Annotated in this window: 16 protein-coding genes; 6 read left to right on the top strand and 10 right to left on the bottom strand. The window is 44.0% G+C overall.

Translation table 11 applies throughout. The annotated features are described in order from the left end of the window. Positions 1-7 precede the first annotated feature (7 nt). Positions 8-1,342, top strand: coding sequence for a TolC family protein (locus ACUNWA_RS01260; protein ID WP_445590058.1), 1,335 nt, complete (start codon positions 8-10; stop codon positions 1,340-1,342). A 218-nt stretch (positions 1,343-1,560) separates the two neighbouring features. Here ACUNWA_RS01260 and ACUNWA_RS01255 read toward each other — a convergent pair whose 3' ends face one another. After that, positions 1,561-2,259, bottom strand: coding sequence for a MarR family winged helix-turn-helix transcriptional regulator (locus tag ACUNWA_RS01255; RefSeq protein ID WP_445590057.1), 699 nt, complete (start codon positions 2,257-2,259; stop codon positions 1,561-1,563). A 425-nt stretch (positions 2,260-2,684) separates the two neighbouring features. Between ACUNWA_RS01255 and ACUNWA_RS01250 the strand changes: the two genes are divergently transcribed. The 3 genes from ACUNWA_RS01250 to ACUNWA_RS01240 all read left to right on the top strand — a co-directional run bounded on the left by ACUNWA_RS01250 (position 2,685) and on the right by ACUNWA_RS01240 (position 4,403). Continuing rightward, positions 2,685-3,098, top strand: a complete 414-nt coding sequence (locus ACUNWA_RS01250) for a GreA/GreB family elongation factor (RefSeq protein ID WP_445590056.1) — start codon at positions 2,685-2,687, stop codon at positions 3,096-3,098. 172 nt (positions 3,099-3,270) lie between these two features. Continuing rightward, positions 3,271-3,687 (top strand): GreA/GreB family elongation factor, encoded by a 417-nt coding sequence (locus ACUNWA_RS01245; protein ID WP_445590055.1) that lies wholly within the window; start codon positions 3,271-3,273, stop codon positions 3,685-3,687. 230 nt (positions 3,688-3,917) lie between these two features. Continuing rightward, positions 3,918-4,403 (top strand): hypothetical protein, encoded by a 486-nt coding sequence (locus ACUNWA_RS01240; RefSeq protein WP_445590054.1) that lies wholly within the window; start codon positions 3,918-3,920, stop codon positions 4,401-4,403. A gap of 1 nt (position 4,404) precedes the next feature. Here ACUNWA_RS01240 and ACUNWA_RS01235 read toward each other — a convergent pair whose 3' ends face one another. The 9 genes from ACUNWA_RS01235 to ACUNWA_RS01195 all read right to left on the bottom strand — a co-directional run bounded on the left by ACUNWA_RS01235 (position 4,405) and on the right by ACUNWA_RS01195 (position 13,300). Next, positions 4,405-5,703: a hypothetical protein gene (locus ACUNWA_RS01235; RefSeq protein ID WP_445590053.1), complete on the bottom strand. Its 1,299-nt coding sequence runs from the start codon at positions 5,701-5,703 to the stop codon at positions 4,405-4,407. Then, complete coding sequence (gene dnaB / locus ACUNWA_RS01230; RefSeq protein WP_445590052.1) at positions 5,669-7,216, bottom strand: replicative DNA helicase; 1,548 nt, start codon at positions 7,214-7,216, stop codon at positions 5,669-5,671. Before dnaB ends, ACUNWA_RS01235 begins: the two co-directional genes overlap by 35 nt. 129 nt (positions 7,217-7,345) lie before the next feature. Next, on the bottom strand, positions 7,346-8,323 hold the full coding sequence (locus ACUNWA_RS01225; RefSeq protein WP_445590051.1) for a D-alanine--D-alanine ligase: 978 nt from the start codon (positions 8,321-8,323) through the stop codon (positions 7,346-7,348). A gap of 3 nt (positions 8,324-8,326) precedes the next feature. After that, positions 8,327-9,385: an RluA family pseudouridine synthase gene (locus ACUNWA_RS01220; RefSeq protein ID WP_445590050.1), complete on the bottom strand. Its 1,059-nt coding sequence runs from the start codon at positions 9,383-9,385 to the stop codon at positions 8,327-8,329. Positions 9,386-9,387: 2 nt separating this feature from the next. Further along, on the bottom strand, positions 9,388-10,194 hold the full coding sequence (locus ACUNWA_RS01215) for a PASTA domain-containing protein (protein WP_445590049.1): 807 nt from the start codon (positions 10,192-10,194) through the stop codon (positions 9,388-9,390). A gap of 273 nt (positions 10,195-10,467) precedes the next feature. Beyond that, complete coding sequence (rpmH, locus tag ACUNWA_RS01210) at positions 10,468-10,626, bottom strand: 50S ribosomal protein L34 (RefSeq protein WP_299578220.1); 159 nt, start codon at positions 10,624-10,626, stop codon at positions 10,468-10,470. A 229-nt stretch (positions 10,627-10,855) separates the two neighbouring features. Continuing rightward, entirely contained in the window at positions 10,856-11,476 is a 621-nt protein-coding gene (gene rsmG, locus ACUNWA_RS01205; protein ID WP_445590048.1) for a 16S rRNA (guanine(527)-N(7))-methyltransferase RsmG, read from the bottom strand. 94 nt (positions 11,477-11,570) lie between these two features. After that, positions 11,571-12,182: an RNA polymerase sigma factor gene (locus tag ACUNWA_RS01200; protein ID WP_445590047.1), complete on the bottom strand. Its 612-nt coding sequence runs from the start codon at positions 12,180-12,182 to the stop codon at positions 11,571-11,573. Further along, positions 12,173-13,300, bottom strand: a complete 1,128-nt coding sequence (locus tag ACUNWA_RS01195) for a glycosyltransferase (protein ID WP_445590046.1) — start codon at positions 13,298-13,300, stop codon at positions 12,173-12,175. Before ACUNWA_RS01195 ends, ACUNWA_RS01200 begins: the two co-directional genes overlap by 10 nt. Before the next feature lie 138 nt (positions 13,301-13,438). Between ACUNWA_RS01195 and tgt the strand changes: the two genes are divergently transcribed. Together tgt and ACUNWA_RS01185 are read left to right on the top strand one after the other, a co-directional pair. After that, positions 13,439-14,569 carry a tRNA guanosine(34) transglycosylase Tgt gene (gene tgt / locus ACUNWA_RS01190; protein ID WP_445590045.1) on the top strand — a complete coding sequence of 377 codons (1,131 nt, stop codon included), beginning with the start codon at positions 13,439-13,441 and terminating at the stop codon, positions 14,567-14,569. 31 nt (positions 14,570-14,600) lie between these two features. After that, positions 14,601-15,689, top strand: coding sequence for an LptF/LptG family permease (locus ACUNWA_RS01185; RefSeq protein WP_445590044.1), 1,089 nt, complete (start codon positions 14,601-14,603; stop codon positions 15,687-15,689). Positions 15,690-15,850 lie beyond the last annotated feature (161 nt).

The raw sequence follows: 15,850 nt of genomic DNA, 5'->3' as shown, positions 1-15,850 counted from the left end.
AACAACTATGAAACATCTATTTCTGCTCGCTTTCTTGTTGCTATTTGTATTCTCCGGCACAACCAGTGCCCAACAAACCTGGGACTTACAAAAGTGCATCGACTATGCGCTCGAAAATAACATTCAAATCCAGCAGCAAACCATCAATACCGACTATTACGGCAATGAATTGAAACAAGCTAAGAATAATCTGTTGCCCTCCGTCAGCGGAGGATTGTCTAACAGTTTCAATTTTGGCCGGTCGCTGCAGTACGATAATACCTATGCCAATTACAATTCGAACCAAACCGGCGGCAGCCTGAGCGCCAACATGACGCTTTGGAATGGTTTTACCCTACAAAACAGTATCGACAAAGCTGACTTGGATTTAAAAGCCAGCCTGGCCGACCTGCAAAAAGCCAAGGACGACATCATGCTTTTCATTGCCGCGTCGTACCTCGAAATTTTATTTGCCGAGGAACTGGTTCAGGTAGCCGAAGATCAGCTGGAAGTAACCCAACTTCAGATTGACCGCACCCGCAAGCTGGTGGATGCCGGTAGCCTGGCCAAAGGCAGCTTATTGGAAATTGAGGCGCAGCTGGCTGGAGAAGAACTCAACCTGGTGAATCAGCAGAACAGCTTACAGCTGGCCTATTTAAACTTATACCAGCTATTGGAGTTGCCCTCCACCGACCAATTCAAGATTAAAGAACCCGTGTTGCCGGTTGTTAGGGCCAACGGCACATTGCTTAATTCAATGCAGGTTTTCCGTAACGCCGTAAATCTGCGCCCCGAAGTAAAAAGTGCCGAATACCGGCTGGGAAGTTCCAAGGAGCAAGTAGCCATTGCCAAAGGAAGTTTGTATCCGTCGCTTTCGTTTGGTGCCGACTACTACAACTCGTACAACAACAAATACGAAGATTTTAATGGCGATAAAATTTCGTTTAATGACCAGCTAAAAAATAACGAACGTTATGGCGTAGGAGTCAATATGCGTATTCCCATCTTCAGCAAGGGACAGGTTCGAACGCAAATAAAAAATGCGGAACTGCAAGTGATGAACCAGGAACTGGAATTGCAAAGCACCAAAAACGTGCTGCGCAAAGACATTGAGCAGGCGTACACCAACGCACTGGCAGCCCTGAAAAAATACATGGCCAGCAACAAAGCTGTAGAATCCATGCAGGAAGCTTTCCGTTATACGGAAGAAAAATTTAATGTCGGGATGGTTAACTCGGTCGAGTACAACCAATCGAAAAATAACCTCGCCAAAGCTAAAAGCGACTTGGCGCAAGCCAAGTACGATTATATTTTCCGCACCAAAATCCTGGATTTCTACAATGGTGAGGTTCTCGAATTGTAAGTTGAAAATAGTTAAGCACCTACGAAATCCGATTTGTTAGCCAAGTCGGATTTTTACTTTTTATCAAACTAAAACACACAAGCGTATATCCAGGAAACGTTCAGCATGCGAAGTTCCCGGTGGATCAACCTTAAAAAAGGACCAAAACACGATCTATTTGCTACAAAAAATCGCTTTCAATTGTATTCCGAACTTTCTTTTTACACAAAGGCAGTCCACTACTTACGGTAATGCTTGAGTGAGTCCATCAGGTTCGAAATCTCGGCAAAGGGTTTGTCTCCATGATTTTGGTAAACCTCGTCATGAAACATATCAATCTCCTCCAAAACAGGTAATACCTTCTTCCACTTATTTTCGCTGATGGCTGCAAAGAACAGGGTATTCTCATCCTTAATCCGTTTGATGGATTGACTTAACACACTCTTCCCTTTCTCTGTAAGCAACAAAAGCTTAGCCCTTTTATCCGACTCGTCCTGCATTTCATCCAGCAAACCATTATTCTTCAAGCGCCGGATGGTGTCCATACCGGTGGTGTATTCCAGATGATACGTATTAATAAGATCCGTCTTTTTGGCTTTTTCCATCTGATCGATAGACTGGAGAAATAAAAATTCGAGGCGGGTATTTATAATCAGATCTTTCAGCGCCTTTCGGGTGTAAAATTCATGGTAGCGGGCCATTCGGGAAATGATTTCCAAAAATCGGGCTTTTTCATTCAACTCCAGCAAAAAGGAACTTGAAACCCCATCCTGAGGTATCTTTTTCTTCGATACGACTTTCTGATTTTTTTCTGGCTCCTCTTCCAACCGACCAATCATCCAGCGCGAAAATCCAAGCAAATCCAAGTGCTCCTCCTCCTGCTCATACTCTTCGAATAAATCAATCAGCTGCTTAAAAAGCGCGTATTTATTTTTCATCCACTAAAATTTGTGTGAAAGTACAAAAATATTACTTACATTTACATCGGATGCGATGCTTTTGGGTCGTATCCGTTTTTTATGCACCCGTTTGGTTGCCTAAAAAGCGACCAAAACCATGGCATTGCAAAAGTAAAAATGATTAGGAACCTGACATTACATAAGGCATTGATTCGGGACGGACATCAACAGATGATCCGTACACAGGATTCTTATGGCCTGGTGACTCGTGATCTGCGGGAGGGCAAACGTCCTGCCCGGCAGCAGCACCGGCTGTTCCTTGCCTCCATGCTAAGTCAGAAAGCTTCACTTCTCGAAGGCAGATACCAATCAGACTTCAGCACTTCAAGGTTGTTCAGGTAATCTTCCGAACAACCCCCAATCAGACTATTTTCTCGTTTAACAACAATTAATCTTTAATACCTATGGATAAACAAATTACAATCACGGAATTGGATTTTGCCCGTTTGAGCAAACTCACACTTTCAGAAAAGAAACTTCAAGCGATTGAAGTCAGAAACTTACCCTTCTTAGCAGAAGAGATTAACCGGGCTGCCAAGGTCGAATCCAAAGCCATCGCACCCGATTATGTCACGATGAATTCAAAGGTAGAAGTCCTTGATCTGGACACCAAAAGGATGATGACAGTCCAACTGGTTTATCCCAGCGAGGCTGACTTGAAGAACCTCAAGATAAGCGTCCTGTCGCCCATGGGAAGTGCACTTCTGGGCTACAAAGCCGGAGACACCATCGCCTTTAATGTTCCGAAAGGAATCAAAAAAATGGAAATCAAAAGCATTATCTATCAACCTGAATCTCAAGGAGAGTATACCGTCTAAATCACGGTTTGCTCCTTACAATATGTCTTGTTTTTATTAACCCTAAAAAATTTAAAATCATGGCAAAAGGTAATTTGAAAGAACCGAAAAAAAGTTTGAAAGAACGAAAGCTTGAAAAAAAGCTAAAAAAGGAGGAAGAGAAAGTTGTCAAACGCAAAAAAAGATAGCACCGATGCTGGTATCCATTGTTGACTTCAACAAAATCATGCCACTCGTCAATACAATCGAAAATAAATTCTTATCCCGGTCTGACAGCATTCAGTTGGTCAAAAAGAAGCTTCTTGCGGCTCAAATTGTCCAACCCTATGAATTGCCTTCCGATATCATTACGATGAATTCGATTGTGACGCTAAGGCAGATTAACCCGATACTTACCTATAGCATCAAACTGGTCTATCCCAGCTTTGACAATGTAAGAGAAAACAGAGTTTCGCTGTTCTCGGCATTAGGGGTTGCTATTTTCCTGGGGCAGATTGGAGAGGAACTGACTTACACAAACTGGAAAGGCGAGCACCGGATTCAAATCCTGGACATTCCTTTCCAGCCGGAAGCCAATGGTAATTACGTTCCAGCCAGAGCCTATGAATAACAACTCACCCCATCTTTTTTGATCAAACACATCTTCCCGGGGGCATTTCAAACCTCCGGGAAGTTGGCTATTCCCGACCTCCCCCATTTATTTTTTTCACTTCCATATGCAGTATAAGTCAAATATGCAAAAAGCAACCGCCCCCATACTTCGCCAGCAAAAACACAAACAACCTCTACACCAACACCATACAACTTCACAAGCTAGACATTCATTTCACTCAAAGCTGAATGTACACATCAATATTTTCGCATCAACCAAGCAGAGGATATGAGCTCCTGGCCTTCCCGCATAGCAAACACACCCGATATCGCTCAGCATATTTCCATACCTGGCTCGTATTTTCAAAGATTCTTCTGTGTTACTCCAATGTATATTCTGCGTATTTCAATACAGAAGATACACAGAAGCAACGCAGAAGATACCCAGAAGATCCGGCTTTGACCCGAATCAAACCCGATCAAATTACAAGCTACACTTACTCAACTGAAGGACAATATGAATACACCAATTCAAGCGCTGTGCCTTTGTCTACTGACACCAACTTAAGCGAACGACCAGAGCCATTGCCCGACGGCTCAGAACCAGGTGCAGAAGGCGTGGAGGAAAAGAATGCAGGAGACGTCGGGAAAGGTATAGCCACAAGCACCGAAAACCTAGACGGAGCGCTTAGATCATGCCTCTTAATGCACTTACCCAACATCAGTCGAAAGTGAATTAGGTCTTTTGCTTTTTCTTTTTAGCAGCCGGAAAGAGGATATTATTCAGAATCAGGCGGTAGCCCGGAGAATTGGGATGTAAGTTTAAATCGGTTGGCGGATCGCCCACCAGATGGCGGTAATCTTCCGGATCGTGGCCTCCATAAAAGGTCCAGAATCCTTGGCCTAGTTCGCCATGAATGTAACGGGCTTCTCCGGCCGCTTTATTTTCGCCCATTACCAGCACGCTGGGTTTCACCAACTGGTGTTTAAAGGCCGTTGTTTGTCCCATAAAGCCTTTAATAATTCGCTGATGGTTTTGGGTAAGCATCGTTGGCACCGGATCCCATTTCGCTGAGAATTCAAATAAGGTAAAGAAGTCCTGAGCTGGAGACACTTTCCGGGAGGTCGACACATCGATATCCGAGAACTCATACTGAAACGGATCTTTCACCACCGTAAAGTCACGAAAGGCCAGGGTGTGTTCATAATCGAGCTTATCATTGAGGTGCGGATCGGCCGGATCGCCATCAAACATCGACTCACAAATATCCACGCCCTCGGCTGCCCGGGCAATATCATAGGTGTCGGTAGCAGCACACATGGCAAACAAAAAGCCACCGCGTGCAATATAAGCCTGAATTTGTTTGGTTACCGCCTGCTTCATCTCCGAAACTTTGGAGAAGCCCAACTTATTCGCCAACTGCTGGTTGGTTTTGACTTCTTCCTGGTACCACGGCATGTGTTGATACGAGCGAAAGAATTTACCAAACTGTCCGGTAAAATCTTCATGATGCAGGTGCAGCCAGTCATAGTCCGGCAACTGATTAGTCAGTATTTCTTCGTCATAAATCACCTCATAAGGAATTTCGGCATAGGCTAAAACCAAGGTCACCGCATCGTCCCACGGTTGTTTGTTGGGAGGAGAATACACCGCTATTTTTGGTGCCTTCTGCATGCTTATAGCATCCTGGTTCTCTTCGGGGCGAGCTATCTCAGCCAGAATTTGATTGGCTTGAGCATCTGCCAGTTTTTCGACACCAACGCCTCGTACCAGGCATTCGCTTTCAATTTCCTGGTAATACGGAATCAGAAAACTGCCTCCCCGGTAGTTCAACAACCATTTCACTTCAATGGCCTGCTCCAAGGTCCAGTAAGCTATTCCATATGCTTTCAGGTGGTTTTTTTGCCCATCATCCATAGGTACCAGCAGGTAAACAGCCAGGCTACTGTGCACAAGCAATAAAGAAAAAACAAGGACCAGCAAGCCCTTTTTCATTTGGTTAGAAAGGAATATCGTCTGCTTTAGGTGTTCCATATGAGTTGGCATTTTCGGATTCGAAGCCACTATTAACTGGCATCTCCATGTTTCCCGGATCATCATTCATTTTCGACCCAAAGGTTTGTCCAAAATTCCCGCCACCAATTTCTTCCGGAATAACCGTTTCCAAATCGGCAAATTTAACATTTTGTTTCTTGAAGGCCAGCTGAACATCGCCCACCGAACCGTTACGGTGTTTAGCAATAATGATTTCGGCCACGCCAATCAATGAATTTCCGTTTTCATCCTCCGTAATGCCGTAGTATTCCGGACGGTGAATAAACAGCACCAAGTCGGCATCCTGCTCAATCGCACCTGATTCCCTCAAGTCGGAAAGCTGTGGGCGTTTTCCCTCACGTGACTCAACCGAACGGTTCAACTGCGAAAGCGCCAGAATTGGAATATCCAGCTCCTTGGCAATAGCTTTTAGCGATCGGGAGATCATACTCACCTCCTGTTCACGACTGCCGCGTCCGGCATCTCCTGCCGTCATCAGCTGCAAGTAATCGACAATGACAACACCAATATCGTACTGCATTTTCAAACGCCGGCACTTGGCCCGAAATTCAAAAATAGACAATGCCGGAGTATCATCAATAAACAAGGGGGCATCTTCCAAAACATTCAGTTTCCGATTGAAATGTTCCCACTCCCAATCCATCAGACTACCGTTTTTAATTTTCTCAGATCCCAATTCCGTTTCCGCAGCAATCAAACGATTAACCAGCTGAACGGAAGACATCTCCAGCGAGAATACGGCTACCGGCTTCTTATGCTCAACGGCCATGTTTCGGGCCATCGAAAGAACAAAAGCCGTTTTACCCATCGCCGGACGTGCAGCAACGATCACCAGGTCGGTTTTTTGCCAGCCTGAGGTCATCCGGTCCAAGGCCGTAAATCCACTGGGCACACCACTCAATCCATCTTCGCGCTTCGACGCCTCCTCAATCAGGCGGGCGGCTTCTTTCAAAATCGGTTTAATCGGAAGGGTTTCTTTTTTGATGTTTCCTTCAGCCACCTTAAAAAGCGCTGTTTCAGAAAAATCAATCAAATCATCCACATCCATGTTATCATCGTAAGCACTGGTCTGGATCTCGGATGACACCCGAATCAATTCGCGCTGAATGTATTTTTGAGCAATAATACGGGCGTGAAATTCGATGTGAGCTGCTGATGCCACCCGGCTGGTCAACTGGGTAATGTACAGCGGACCACCTACCACATCAAGATGTCCCGTATCTTTCAACTGCTGGGTCACCATCAACAAATCCACTGGTTTTTCATGGGTGGACAAGTATTTGATGGCATCAAAAATCTTCTTGTGCTCTTCTTTGTAAAAACTGGGTGTATCGATCACATCGGCCACCGTAACATAAGCGTCCCGCTCCAACATCAAGGCTCCCAACACAGCTTCTTCAACATCAACTGCCTGAGGTGGCAACTTACCGTACTGCGCATTGATTTGCTCTATGGATGAAACTTTTTGATTGCTTTTTCTATCTGTGGCCATGTCTAAAATGATAAACGTATTGATTTACAAACTTTTTCGGAATGCTGATTTATCCGAAAAAATGGATTTAAAGGTATAAAAAAAGGAGACCTTTTTCAGTCTCCATCGCTAATTTATAACAGCTAATTTTTAGCTAAGCTGATCATTCACAATCTTGCTTATGATATCTTTCAGCTCAAAGCCCATAGCCTCTATTTGCTGAGGAATAAAGCTTGTTGGGGTCATTCCCGGCGTTGTGTTCACTTCCAGAAAATAAAAGACTCCATCCTTCAAGATATAATCGACCCGAACAATACCTTGGCAATTGCAGAGATCGTAAATTTGAGACGACAGCTGTTGACAGGTTTTTGTAAGCGCTGCGGAAATACGTGCAGGCGTAATTTCTTCTGTTGCTCCCTTGGTGTATTTGGCTTCAAAATCAAAAAATTCATTCTTCGGCAACACTTCTGTCACTGGAAACAGAAAGGACTCATTTTTCAGTTTCACCAAGCCGCTGGTAATTTCCAATCCGTCAATAAATTCTTCAATCAAGGCTTCCGAACTTTCTTTCCAGGCGGCCTCAACAGCCCCTTTTAAGTCGGCTTTGTTTTTCACTTTGGTAATTCCAAAACTGGAGCCTCCGGCATTGGGCTTCACAAACACAGGCAAACCCAGCTTTTCAACCAAGGCATCCTCATCAATAACATCCCCTTTCGTCAACCGCACGGACTTAGCCATGGCAATGTTGAAATTTCGCAAGTAGTTACTGCAGTAGTATTTATTGAAAGTAAGAGCTGATGATTGCACACCACAGGTCGAATACGGGATCTTCATCAAATCGAAATAGCCCTGCAAAATACCATCTTCACCGGGTGTTCCATGGATTGTAATGTAAGCGAAGTCGAAACGAAGTCGCTCATGTTGGTATTCAACCGAAAAATCCTGCTTATCGATGTCAGCCACCGGCTCGCCATTAACAAGCAATTTCCACTCAGCTCCCTTCATTTCAACCGCCCAAGGCTGAAATAATTCGGTATCAATAGACTGAAAAACATTTTTGCTGCTCATCACAGACACCACGTATTCGGAGGAATCTCCCCCGTAGACTACTGCAATATTCTTTTTCATTCGTTATTCAATGTTTCTGTTCGCAATATAAGCACGCCATTTCTCAATCGCCTGACTCATATCTTCGGGTAGGTCTGAATTAAAAAGCATTTCCTCGCCCGTTACCGGATGGACAAAGCCCAGGGTTTTAGCGTGTAGCGCCTGCCGCGGCAAAATCTTAAAACAATTGTGCACAAACTGCTTGTACTTTGCAAAGGTGGTTCCTCGAAGTACTTGATTGCCACCATAGGTGTCATCGTTAAAAAGTGGATGCCCCAGGTGTTTCATATGCACCCGAATCTGGTGGGTACGGCCGGTTTCCAACTGACATTGCACCAGAGTTACGTAACCCATCTCTTCTAAAACCTTGTAATGCGTTACAGCGTGCTTGCCATGGTCTCCTTCAGGATACACCGTAAAAACCTGGCGGTCTTTTATACTGCGCCCAATGTTTCCTTCAACCGTTCCGGTAGGCTCTTTCGGAGTGCCCCAAACCAGTGCTACATATTGACGCTTGGTAGTTTTATCGAAAAACTGTTGTGACAACTTAACTTTCGCCAATTCGGTTTTCGCCACCACCATTAAGCCTGAGGTATTTTTATCAATCCGATGCACCAGACCAGGACGGGGATCCGTAGTTTTAAAAAGCGGCAAATCCTGATAATAATAAGCCAAAGCGTTTACCAGCGTTCCGGAGTAATTACCATGTCCCGGATGAACGACCAAGCCGGGCTGTTTATTCACCACCAGCAACTGGTCATCCTCATACACAATATTCAAAGGAATATCCTCCGGAATGATCTTTAACTCGCGACGTGGAAAATCCATCATGATGGCTACCTCGTCACCGGGTTTTACTTTATAGTTTGATTTTACCGCCTGTCCGTTTACCAGAATACTTCCAGCTTCAGCTGCCGCTTGAATCCGGCTTCGCGAAGCGTTGTCGATGCGATTAACCAGAAATTTATCAACCCGAAGCATTTTCTGCCCGGGATCAACCATCAACTTATAATGCTCATACAAAGCACCTTCTTCCGACTCATCCAGCTCATCGCCCAAGTCCGTATTTTTATCTTCAACCATAGTTAAAATTCCTCTTCTTCGTCTAATTGTAATTTCTCTTCATCCACGGTCAACCAAATATCGATTGACGCTCCCTGTTCAATTTTAGCACCACGAGCAGGAGCCGGGCGTTGCTGCCAAACGCGCGCAGCGGCGCTATCTTCATCAGTCTCAAAAGAGTCATCATAAATAATTGCTCCCAGATTTAGAAACGACACAGCCGTTAACTCATTGGCCTGGTCCAGCCGAACGCCAAGTAAGTCGGGAACTTCAGTAGCTTCTCCAAAACGACTTTGCCCCACCGTTAAATCAATGTTGGCTCCTTTATTAACCAATGTTCCCTGCTTCACCGTTTTTCCATGAAGCCTCTGCTCCAAAACAAGGTTTGGAAATTCAGAAGGCACGTAATCCACATTGCCAACATTCAGTCCAAAGCTCATCATCAGGTTCATGGCTTGTCGGTATGAAATATCTGTGAGCTTGGGCATGGCAACCTGCTCAGGCTTGGAAGCACAAATGGTTAAAAAGATGGTGCGTCCATGTTTCACCATGGCTCCGGCAGCAGGCACCTGATCAATCACGGAGCCGGGAGCTGCACTTTCAATATAAAGCGAATCTATCACCTCAAAAAGCAACTCATCTTCGACTACCTTATCAGTCACTTGTTCAAGCAACATGCCACTAAAATCGGGCACAGCATAAGCTTCACCATGATTGGTGTAAATACGCAATCCAAATATGGTGATCAATAGAAGCATCACCGTAATTGCAATGGCCAGTAATACGCTAATCCAAAAACTCTTACTTGTCAGGTACGCCTTAAAACTCATAGGGTAAGCATTTAATCTTCTAATGGAACAAAAATAGCTTAAAAATTAGTATGTGGAAATCGGATTAAATTTTAATCCGATCATCCCCGGTTTTATTTCATGATAAGGGTGGGAATTCGAAGGACGTTGCCCGATCTCCAAAGAAGATATCAGTCCATTGCACTTCGGATAGGCTTGAACCGTACTGTCCGGCAGATCAAATGAGCTAAAACAAAAAAAGGTAAAGAATAGTTATTCTTCACCTCTCAATGTATTTAAGATTTTCTTGTTGTCCTAACGCTTATGACGTGGTTCGTCAGAAACAGTCAATTTCTTTCTTCCTTTTGCCCGACGCAATTTTAAAACTTTGCGACCGCCGACAGAAGCCATTTTTGCACGAAATCCATGTTTGTTTCTGCGCTTTCTGTTTGATGGTTGAAATGTCCTTTTCATTTGTCAATATTTTTATGTGTGATATACTCTCGCTTATTTCGGACTGCAAAAATAATTCTTTTTTGATTCTCTCCAAAAGAATACAACTAATTTTCATCGGTTTTTACCGAAAAATGATTCCCAAGCCCATAGGCGGCAACTTTTTTATAGTCAGCAAGTCATCTCCATCTTTGTCAAAACGCCAGACCTCAGAAACAAGCTTGCCACTATACCAGGCCTATTGAGGCGATCAAAGACGCAAATGGATCAGTTTTTTTGTTTCGAAAAATTCCTCCTCAAATTGATCGCTGAGCGGATACACCGTCACTTGTTTCTTAAAAGATTCCAATTCATCGGCAAAATCACCGCCTTTCAGGTATAAGACACCGTTGCTCAACGAATTGTGCTGAACTTTACTAATCTTTTTCCGAACCAGCGAAACAAACTTAGGAAAGGCCGTCACCGCACGGCTCACAACAAAGTCAAACTGCCCGGGAACTTTTTCGGCCCGGTTTTGCCCGGCCTCCACATTGGTTAATCCCAAACTTTGGCTGACACCTTCAACCACCTTGATCTTTTTAGCAATGGAATCGACCAGAAAAAAATTCGTTTCCGGGAAAAGGATGGCCAGCGGAATTCCTGGGAAACCGCCTCCGGTACCAACATCCATGATGGAAGTACCCGGCTCAAACTGGATATATTTAGCGATCGCCAACGAATGAAGGACGTGCCGCTCGTAAAGATGATCGATATCTTTTCGTGAAACAACGTTAATTTTTTCATTCCACTCGCGATACAACTCTCCTAATTGCGACAGTTGCTCTTGCTGCCGAACATTTAAGTCCGGAAAATATTTGGTGATGATTTCCATAGAATACACTTACAATAAAATTACAAAACCGCCAACAACCGGGCTTTAGCTTCGTTTGCCACGCAACAGAACAAGTGATTTGCAGACGATGAAGTTAAGACTCGTGGTCGTCGATCTCCGTAGACTCAATCATTTTAAAAAGCATTTCGCGTGCTCTGAACAATTGAGCTTTCACTGTTCCGAGCGGCAAATTTAGCTCTTTTGCGATTTCTTCATACGAATATTCGCGAAAATATCGAAGTTCCACCAAGGTCCGGTAGCGAGGCTTCAGTTTGTGAACAATGCGACGCAACAAAATGGCTTTCTGGATACGAATCAGTTTCTCCTCCGGATTGGGGTCTTTTGACTTAAGCCGCACTGACTGCTCGTTATCATTGCTATCGGGATTACTCTCAATAGATACATGCACACCCTTTTTCTTGCGTAAGAAATCAATACAATTGTTCGAGGCGATTTTGAACAGCCAGGTGCTAAACGCATAGCTGGGCGAGTACTGGTGTAGGTTTTTAAAGGCTTTACCAAAAGCTTCGATCGTCAGATCTTCGGCATCGCTTTTATTATTAACCATTTTCAGGAGCATGAAATAAATGGCATCCTTATATTTACTCAACAGTTTTGCAAAAGCTTTTTCATCCCCTCTAAGGGCAGATTCAACCAAGGCATAATCCTGTTGGGCCTTATCGGACAAGTTAGGATTCAATTCCATTTATTTCGTTTATCGTGGATGTAAATTTTAAAACTATGTAACAAATTAAGCACCGGTCTGATATAAACGTACACAAACGAAGATAAAAAGATTTTATCTTCCTTCAAACGGGCTGCCATAGTTTTGACAATAAAAAGTTGCAAAAAAAGAACAAATAGGGCTGGAATGGCATAAAACAGCCAATTTTGAGCCTCAATAACTAATAGCCACCCCCCGACACCCACAAACAACAATTTTGAAACATCAGTCAGCCCATAAACGAATCGCTGTCCCAAATTCAACTGCCGATTCAGACAAATTTTCTTTTTCAAAAGGGCAGAAAAGTCTCCGCGCTCAGCCACAGATCGCTCTCTTACAATGGTTTTTGCATCCAGCGAAACTCGAATTTTCTTTTTGACAACCGCATTCAGCACCAACTCCAGGTTGGCAAAATGATCATTCATCTTTCCTTTGAATCCCGATTGATCAAAATAGAGCGACGGGACAAAAAGCACATTGCTATCCTGATAAACGACCGGCAAGCCCGCCAAAGAATAAGCCGCCGAGTTTAAGAAAGCGGTGAAACGCTCCATCCGGCACAGTTTATTCCGCACATTCCGCTGGTATTCTAAATTAGTATAATTAATCAACAGACTCGAATCGCCAGCGAGCTCATTCTCCTTTTTCAGAAAATCCCGATCATCAATCAGACTATCGGGCCGTAAAAAAAGCACCCGATCCGATTTAGACGCCTTCATCGCCAGGTTAATCGATAGTTTCTCTGAGAAATTGGTTTCCTGACTGATAGACGTAAATTTCAACTGGGGATATTTTTTCGATAACTGGGCAACCTTTTGAATGGTGCAATCTCCTGAAAAATCGTCCACCACAATCACCTCGAAATTCGAATAGTCTTGCTCCAACAACTGAGTCAGCACCGCTTCAATGCGCTCTTCTTCGTTGCGCACCGCCAGGCAAACACTCACTGACCGTTCTGCGGAGGGCAACGATGGTTGTTTGATCAATAACAAACGAAGGTAAAAAAACAGTAAAAAAAACAACTCTATCGCCACAGCACCAAAGAAAATGGCCAGGGCGATCCATTCCAACGTTGTTCGATCAAAAAAGTTGCTATCCATGTTCAGGTTTTGCACGCAAATTTAACAATCAAACAGATTTAATTCCGTTTTTTCAAATTAAAATAACCTTTAGTGATAACGGTAGCTTTCTGGTGGTTTAACTTTTATGCCTATCTTTGAGCACTCAAAAATTGACACATGAACTTTACGCTTCAACATCAAGCAGTTAACAGCAACGCCCGGGCCGGAAGGTTGGAAACAGATCACGGGGCAATTGAAACACCCATTTTCATGCCGGTAGGAACAGCCGGATCTGTCAAAGGGATTCATGTTAAAGAATTAAAAGAAGACATTCAGGCTCAGATTATTCTGGGTAATACATATCATTTATACCTGCGTCCGGGAACCGACATTATAGAACAAGCTGGCGGCCTGCATAAATTCAATGGGTGGGACGGCCCTATTCTAACAGACAGTGGTGGGTTTCAGGTCTTTTCGCTGGGAGACATCCGTAAGCTAAGCGAGGAGGGTGCTAAGTTTCAGTCTCATATCGATGGATCGCGCCACCTGTTCACCCCGGAAAGTGTGATCGATATTCAACGTAAAATCGGGGCTGACATCATCATGGCTTTTGACGAATGCACCCCGGGAGATGCCGACTACGATTACGCCAAGAAATCGCTGGGGCTAACCCAGCGGTGGCTGGAGCGCTGTGTTAACCAGATGGAAAAAACCAGCCCACTTTACGGGCACAAGCAATCACTTTTCCCCATTGTACAAGGAGCTGTTTATCCTGATCTACGGGAGGCTGCGGCCAAACACGTCAGTTCAATTCCTAGCGACGGGTACGCTATTGGAGGCCTGTCGGTGGGTGAATCAGAAGAAGACATGTACGCCATGATTGAGGTGGTTAACCCCATCCTACCGAAAGAAAAACCCCGCTACCTGATGGGCGTTGGAACTCCTATCAACATTCTGGAAGCCATTGATCGTGGCGTCGACATGTTTGACTGTGTGATGCCTACGCGAAATGGACGCAATGGCATGCTTTTCACTAAAAACGGAATTATCAATATCAAAAATAAAAAGTGGGCTGACGATTTCTCTCCGGTTGACCCCGATGGCACTTCTTTTGTTGATCATCACTATTCGAAGGCTTTTCTACGCCACCTTATCGTTTCAAATGAAATGCTGGGAGCTCAAATTGGCAGTCAACACAATCTGGCTTTTTATTCGTGGCTCGTAAAGGAAGCCCGCCAGCAAATTCTGGCCAACACCTTTAAGGAATGGAAAGAAGAGCTCGTTCAAAAACTAGGCAGACGCTTATAAATTCTCAGCATAAAGAAACTTAGTGGTGCATATGAAAATACCAAGGCTGCAAACAATTGACATCTATATTATAAAGAAGTTCCTCGGGACATTCTTTTACGCCATTGCACTGATCATTAGCATTGCCATGGTATTTGACGTATCGGAAAACCTCGATGAGTTTATCTCGAAAGATGCCCCCATGAAGGCAATTATCTTCGACTATTACGTGAATTTCGTTCCGTTTTACGCGAATTTATTCAGTGCGCTGTTCACCTTCATTGCCGTTATCTTCTTTACCTCGAAAATGGCCTACAACTCGGAAATTATTGCCATTTTAAGCAGCGGCGTTTCGTATGCCCGGCTGATGCGTCCCTATATGATTTCGGCCTTTATGATCGCGCTGTTCTCTTACACGCTGGGCAACTATATCATTCCGCCGTCGAATAAAAAAAGAATTGAATTCAGAAGCACCTACATTGATTCACCCCGAAACTACCTGGAAAGAAACATTCACCGGCAGCTATCGCCTGGGGTTTTCATCTACATGCAAAGCTACAACACATCAAATGATGTAGGCTACAAATTCACCATTGAGAAATTTGAAGACGGCGAATTAAAATCGAAGCTTGAAGCCGATTACATCAAATGGGATCGCGAAGACAAGAAATGGATTATTAACAATTACGTGATTCGTGACATTGATGGCTACACCGAGACCATCAACACCGGCACCAAGCTTGATACAACGTTAAACATGGCTCCTGATGACTACAGGGTTATGAAGAACATTGTGGAAACCATGATTCTGCCAGAGCTGAGTAGTGAAATTAAAGACATGAAGCTGCGAGGGGTTAACACCACGGAATTTGAGATTGAAAGACACCGGCGCTTTGCAGGACCCTTTTCCGCCTTTATTCTGACAATTATAGGAGCCTCTCTGGCCTCTCGAAAAGTAAAAGGAGGACTGGGGCTTCATCTAGGACTGGGAATATTGCAAGCATTCACCTATATCATGTTTATGCAAATATCGACTGTTTTTGCACTTTCAGGAGCTGTCTCCCCCTTGCTGGGCGCATGGATCCCCAACATTATTTTTGGAGGGCTAGCTGCATACATGTACAAATGGGGGAGCCGCTAAGCGAACCTTCAAACCATTCAGCAAATTGTTCAAAACCAAATATTAAGTCTCTCGTAAGAGCAAACATCAAATGTTTTAAAAAAGTAGCAATGTGTTTGAAAAAGTTCTAATTTTACCCCGTTGAAGAACATAAAACAAACACAAAATCATAACGGTCTCAA

This window comes from Sunxiuqinia sp. sy24, from assembly GCF_052677165.1.
The sequence above is the reverse complement of the archived record's forward strand: the minus strand, read 5'-3'. Positions and strand labels throughout refer to the sequence as shown.

Bases quoted from the DNA above. Each gene is read 5' to 3' on its own strand.
- ACUNWA_RS01220 (WP_445590050.1), bottom strand. From the start codon at position 9,385: ATGGTTGAAGATAAAAATACGGACTTGGGCGATGAGCTGGATGAGTCG.
- ACUNWA_RS01200 (WP_445590047.1), bottom strand. From the start codon at position 12,182: ATGGAATTGAATCCTAACTTGTCCGATAAGGCCCAACAGGATTATGCC.
- ACUNWA_RS01235 (WP_445590053.1), bottom strand. From the start codon at position 5,703: ATGGAACACCTAAAGCAGACGATATTCCTTTCTAACCAAATGAAAAAG.
- ACUNWA_RS01195 (WP_445590046.1), bottom strand. From the start codon at position 13,300: ATGGATAGCAACTTTTTTGATCGAACAACGTTGGAATGGATCGCCCTG.
- dnaB (WP_445590052.1), bottom strand. From the start codon at position 7,216: ATGGCCACAGATAGAAAAAGCAATCAAAAAGTTTCATCCATAGAGCAA.
- ACUNWA_RS01255 (WP_445590057.1), bottom strand. From the start codon at position 2,259: ATGAAAAATAAATACGCGCTTTTTAAGCAGCTGATTGATTTATTCGAA.
- ACUNWA_RS01245 (WP_445590055.1), top strand. From the start codon at position 3,271: ATGCTGGTATCCATTGTTGACTTCAACAAAATCATGCCACTCGTCAAT.
- ACUNWA_RS01225 (WP_445590051.1), bottom strand. From the start codon at position 8,323: ATGAAAAAGAATATTGCAGTAGTCTACGGGGGAGATTCCTCCGAATAC.
- rpmH (WP_299578220.1), bottom strand. From the start codon at position 10,626: ATGAAAAGGACATTTCAACCATCAAACAGAAAGCGCAGAAACAAACAT.
- ACUNWA_RS01260 (WP_445590058.1), top strand. From the start codon at position 8: ATGAAACATCTATTTCTGCTCGCTTTCTTGTTGCTATTTGTATTCTCC.
- tgt (WP_445590045.1), top strand. From the start codon at position 13,439: ATGAACTTTACGCTTCAACATCAAGCAGTTAACAGCAACGCCCGGGCC.
- ACUNWA_RS01185 (WP_445590044.1), top strand. From the start codon at position 14,601: ATGAAAATACCAAGGCTGCAAACAATTGACATCTATATTATAAAGAAG.
- ACUNWA_RS01240 (WP_445590054.1), top strand. From the start codon at position 3,918: ATGTACACATCAATATTTTCGCATCAACCAAGCAGAGGATATGAGCTC.
- rsmG (WP_445590048.1), bottom strand. From the start codon at position 11,476: ATGGAAATCATCACCAAATATTTTCCGGACTTAAATGTTCGGCAGCAA.
- ACUNWA_RS01215 (WP_445590049.1), bottom strand. From the start codon at position 10,194: ATGAGTTTTAAGGCGTACCTGACAAGTAAGAGTTTTTGGATTAGCGTA.
- ACUNWA_RS01250 (WP_445590056.1), top strand. From the start codon at position 2,685: ATGGATAAACAAATTACAATCACGGAATTGGATTTTGCCCGTTTGAGC.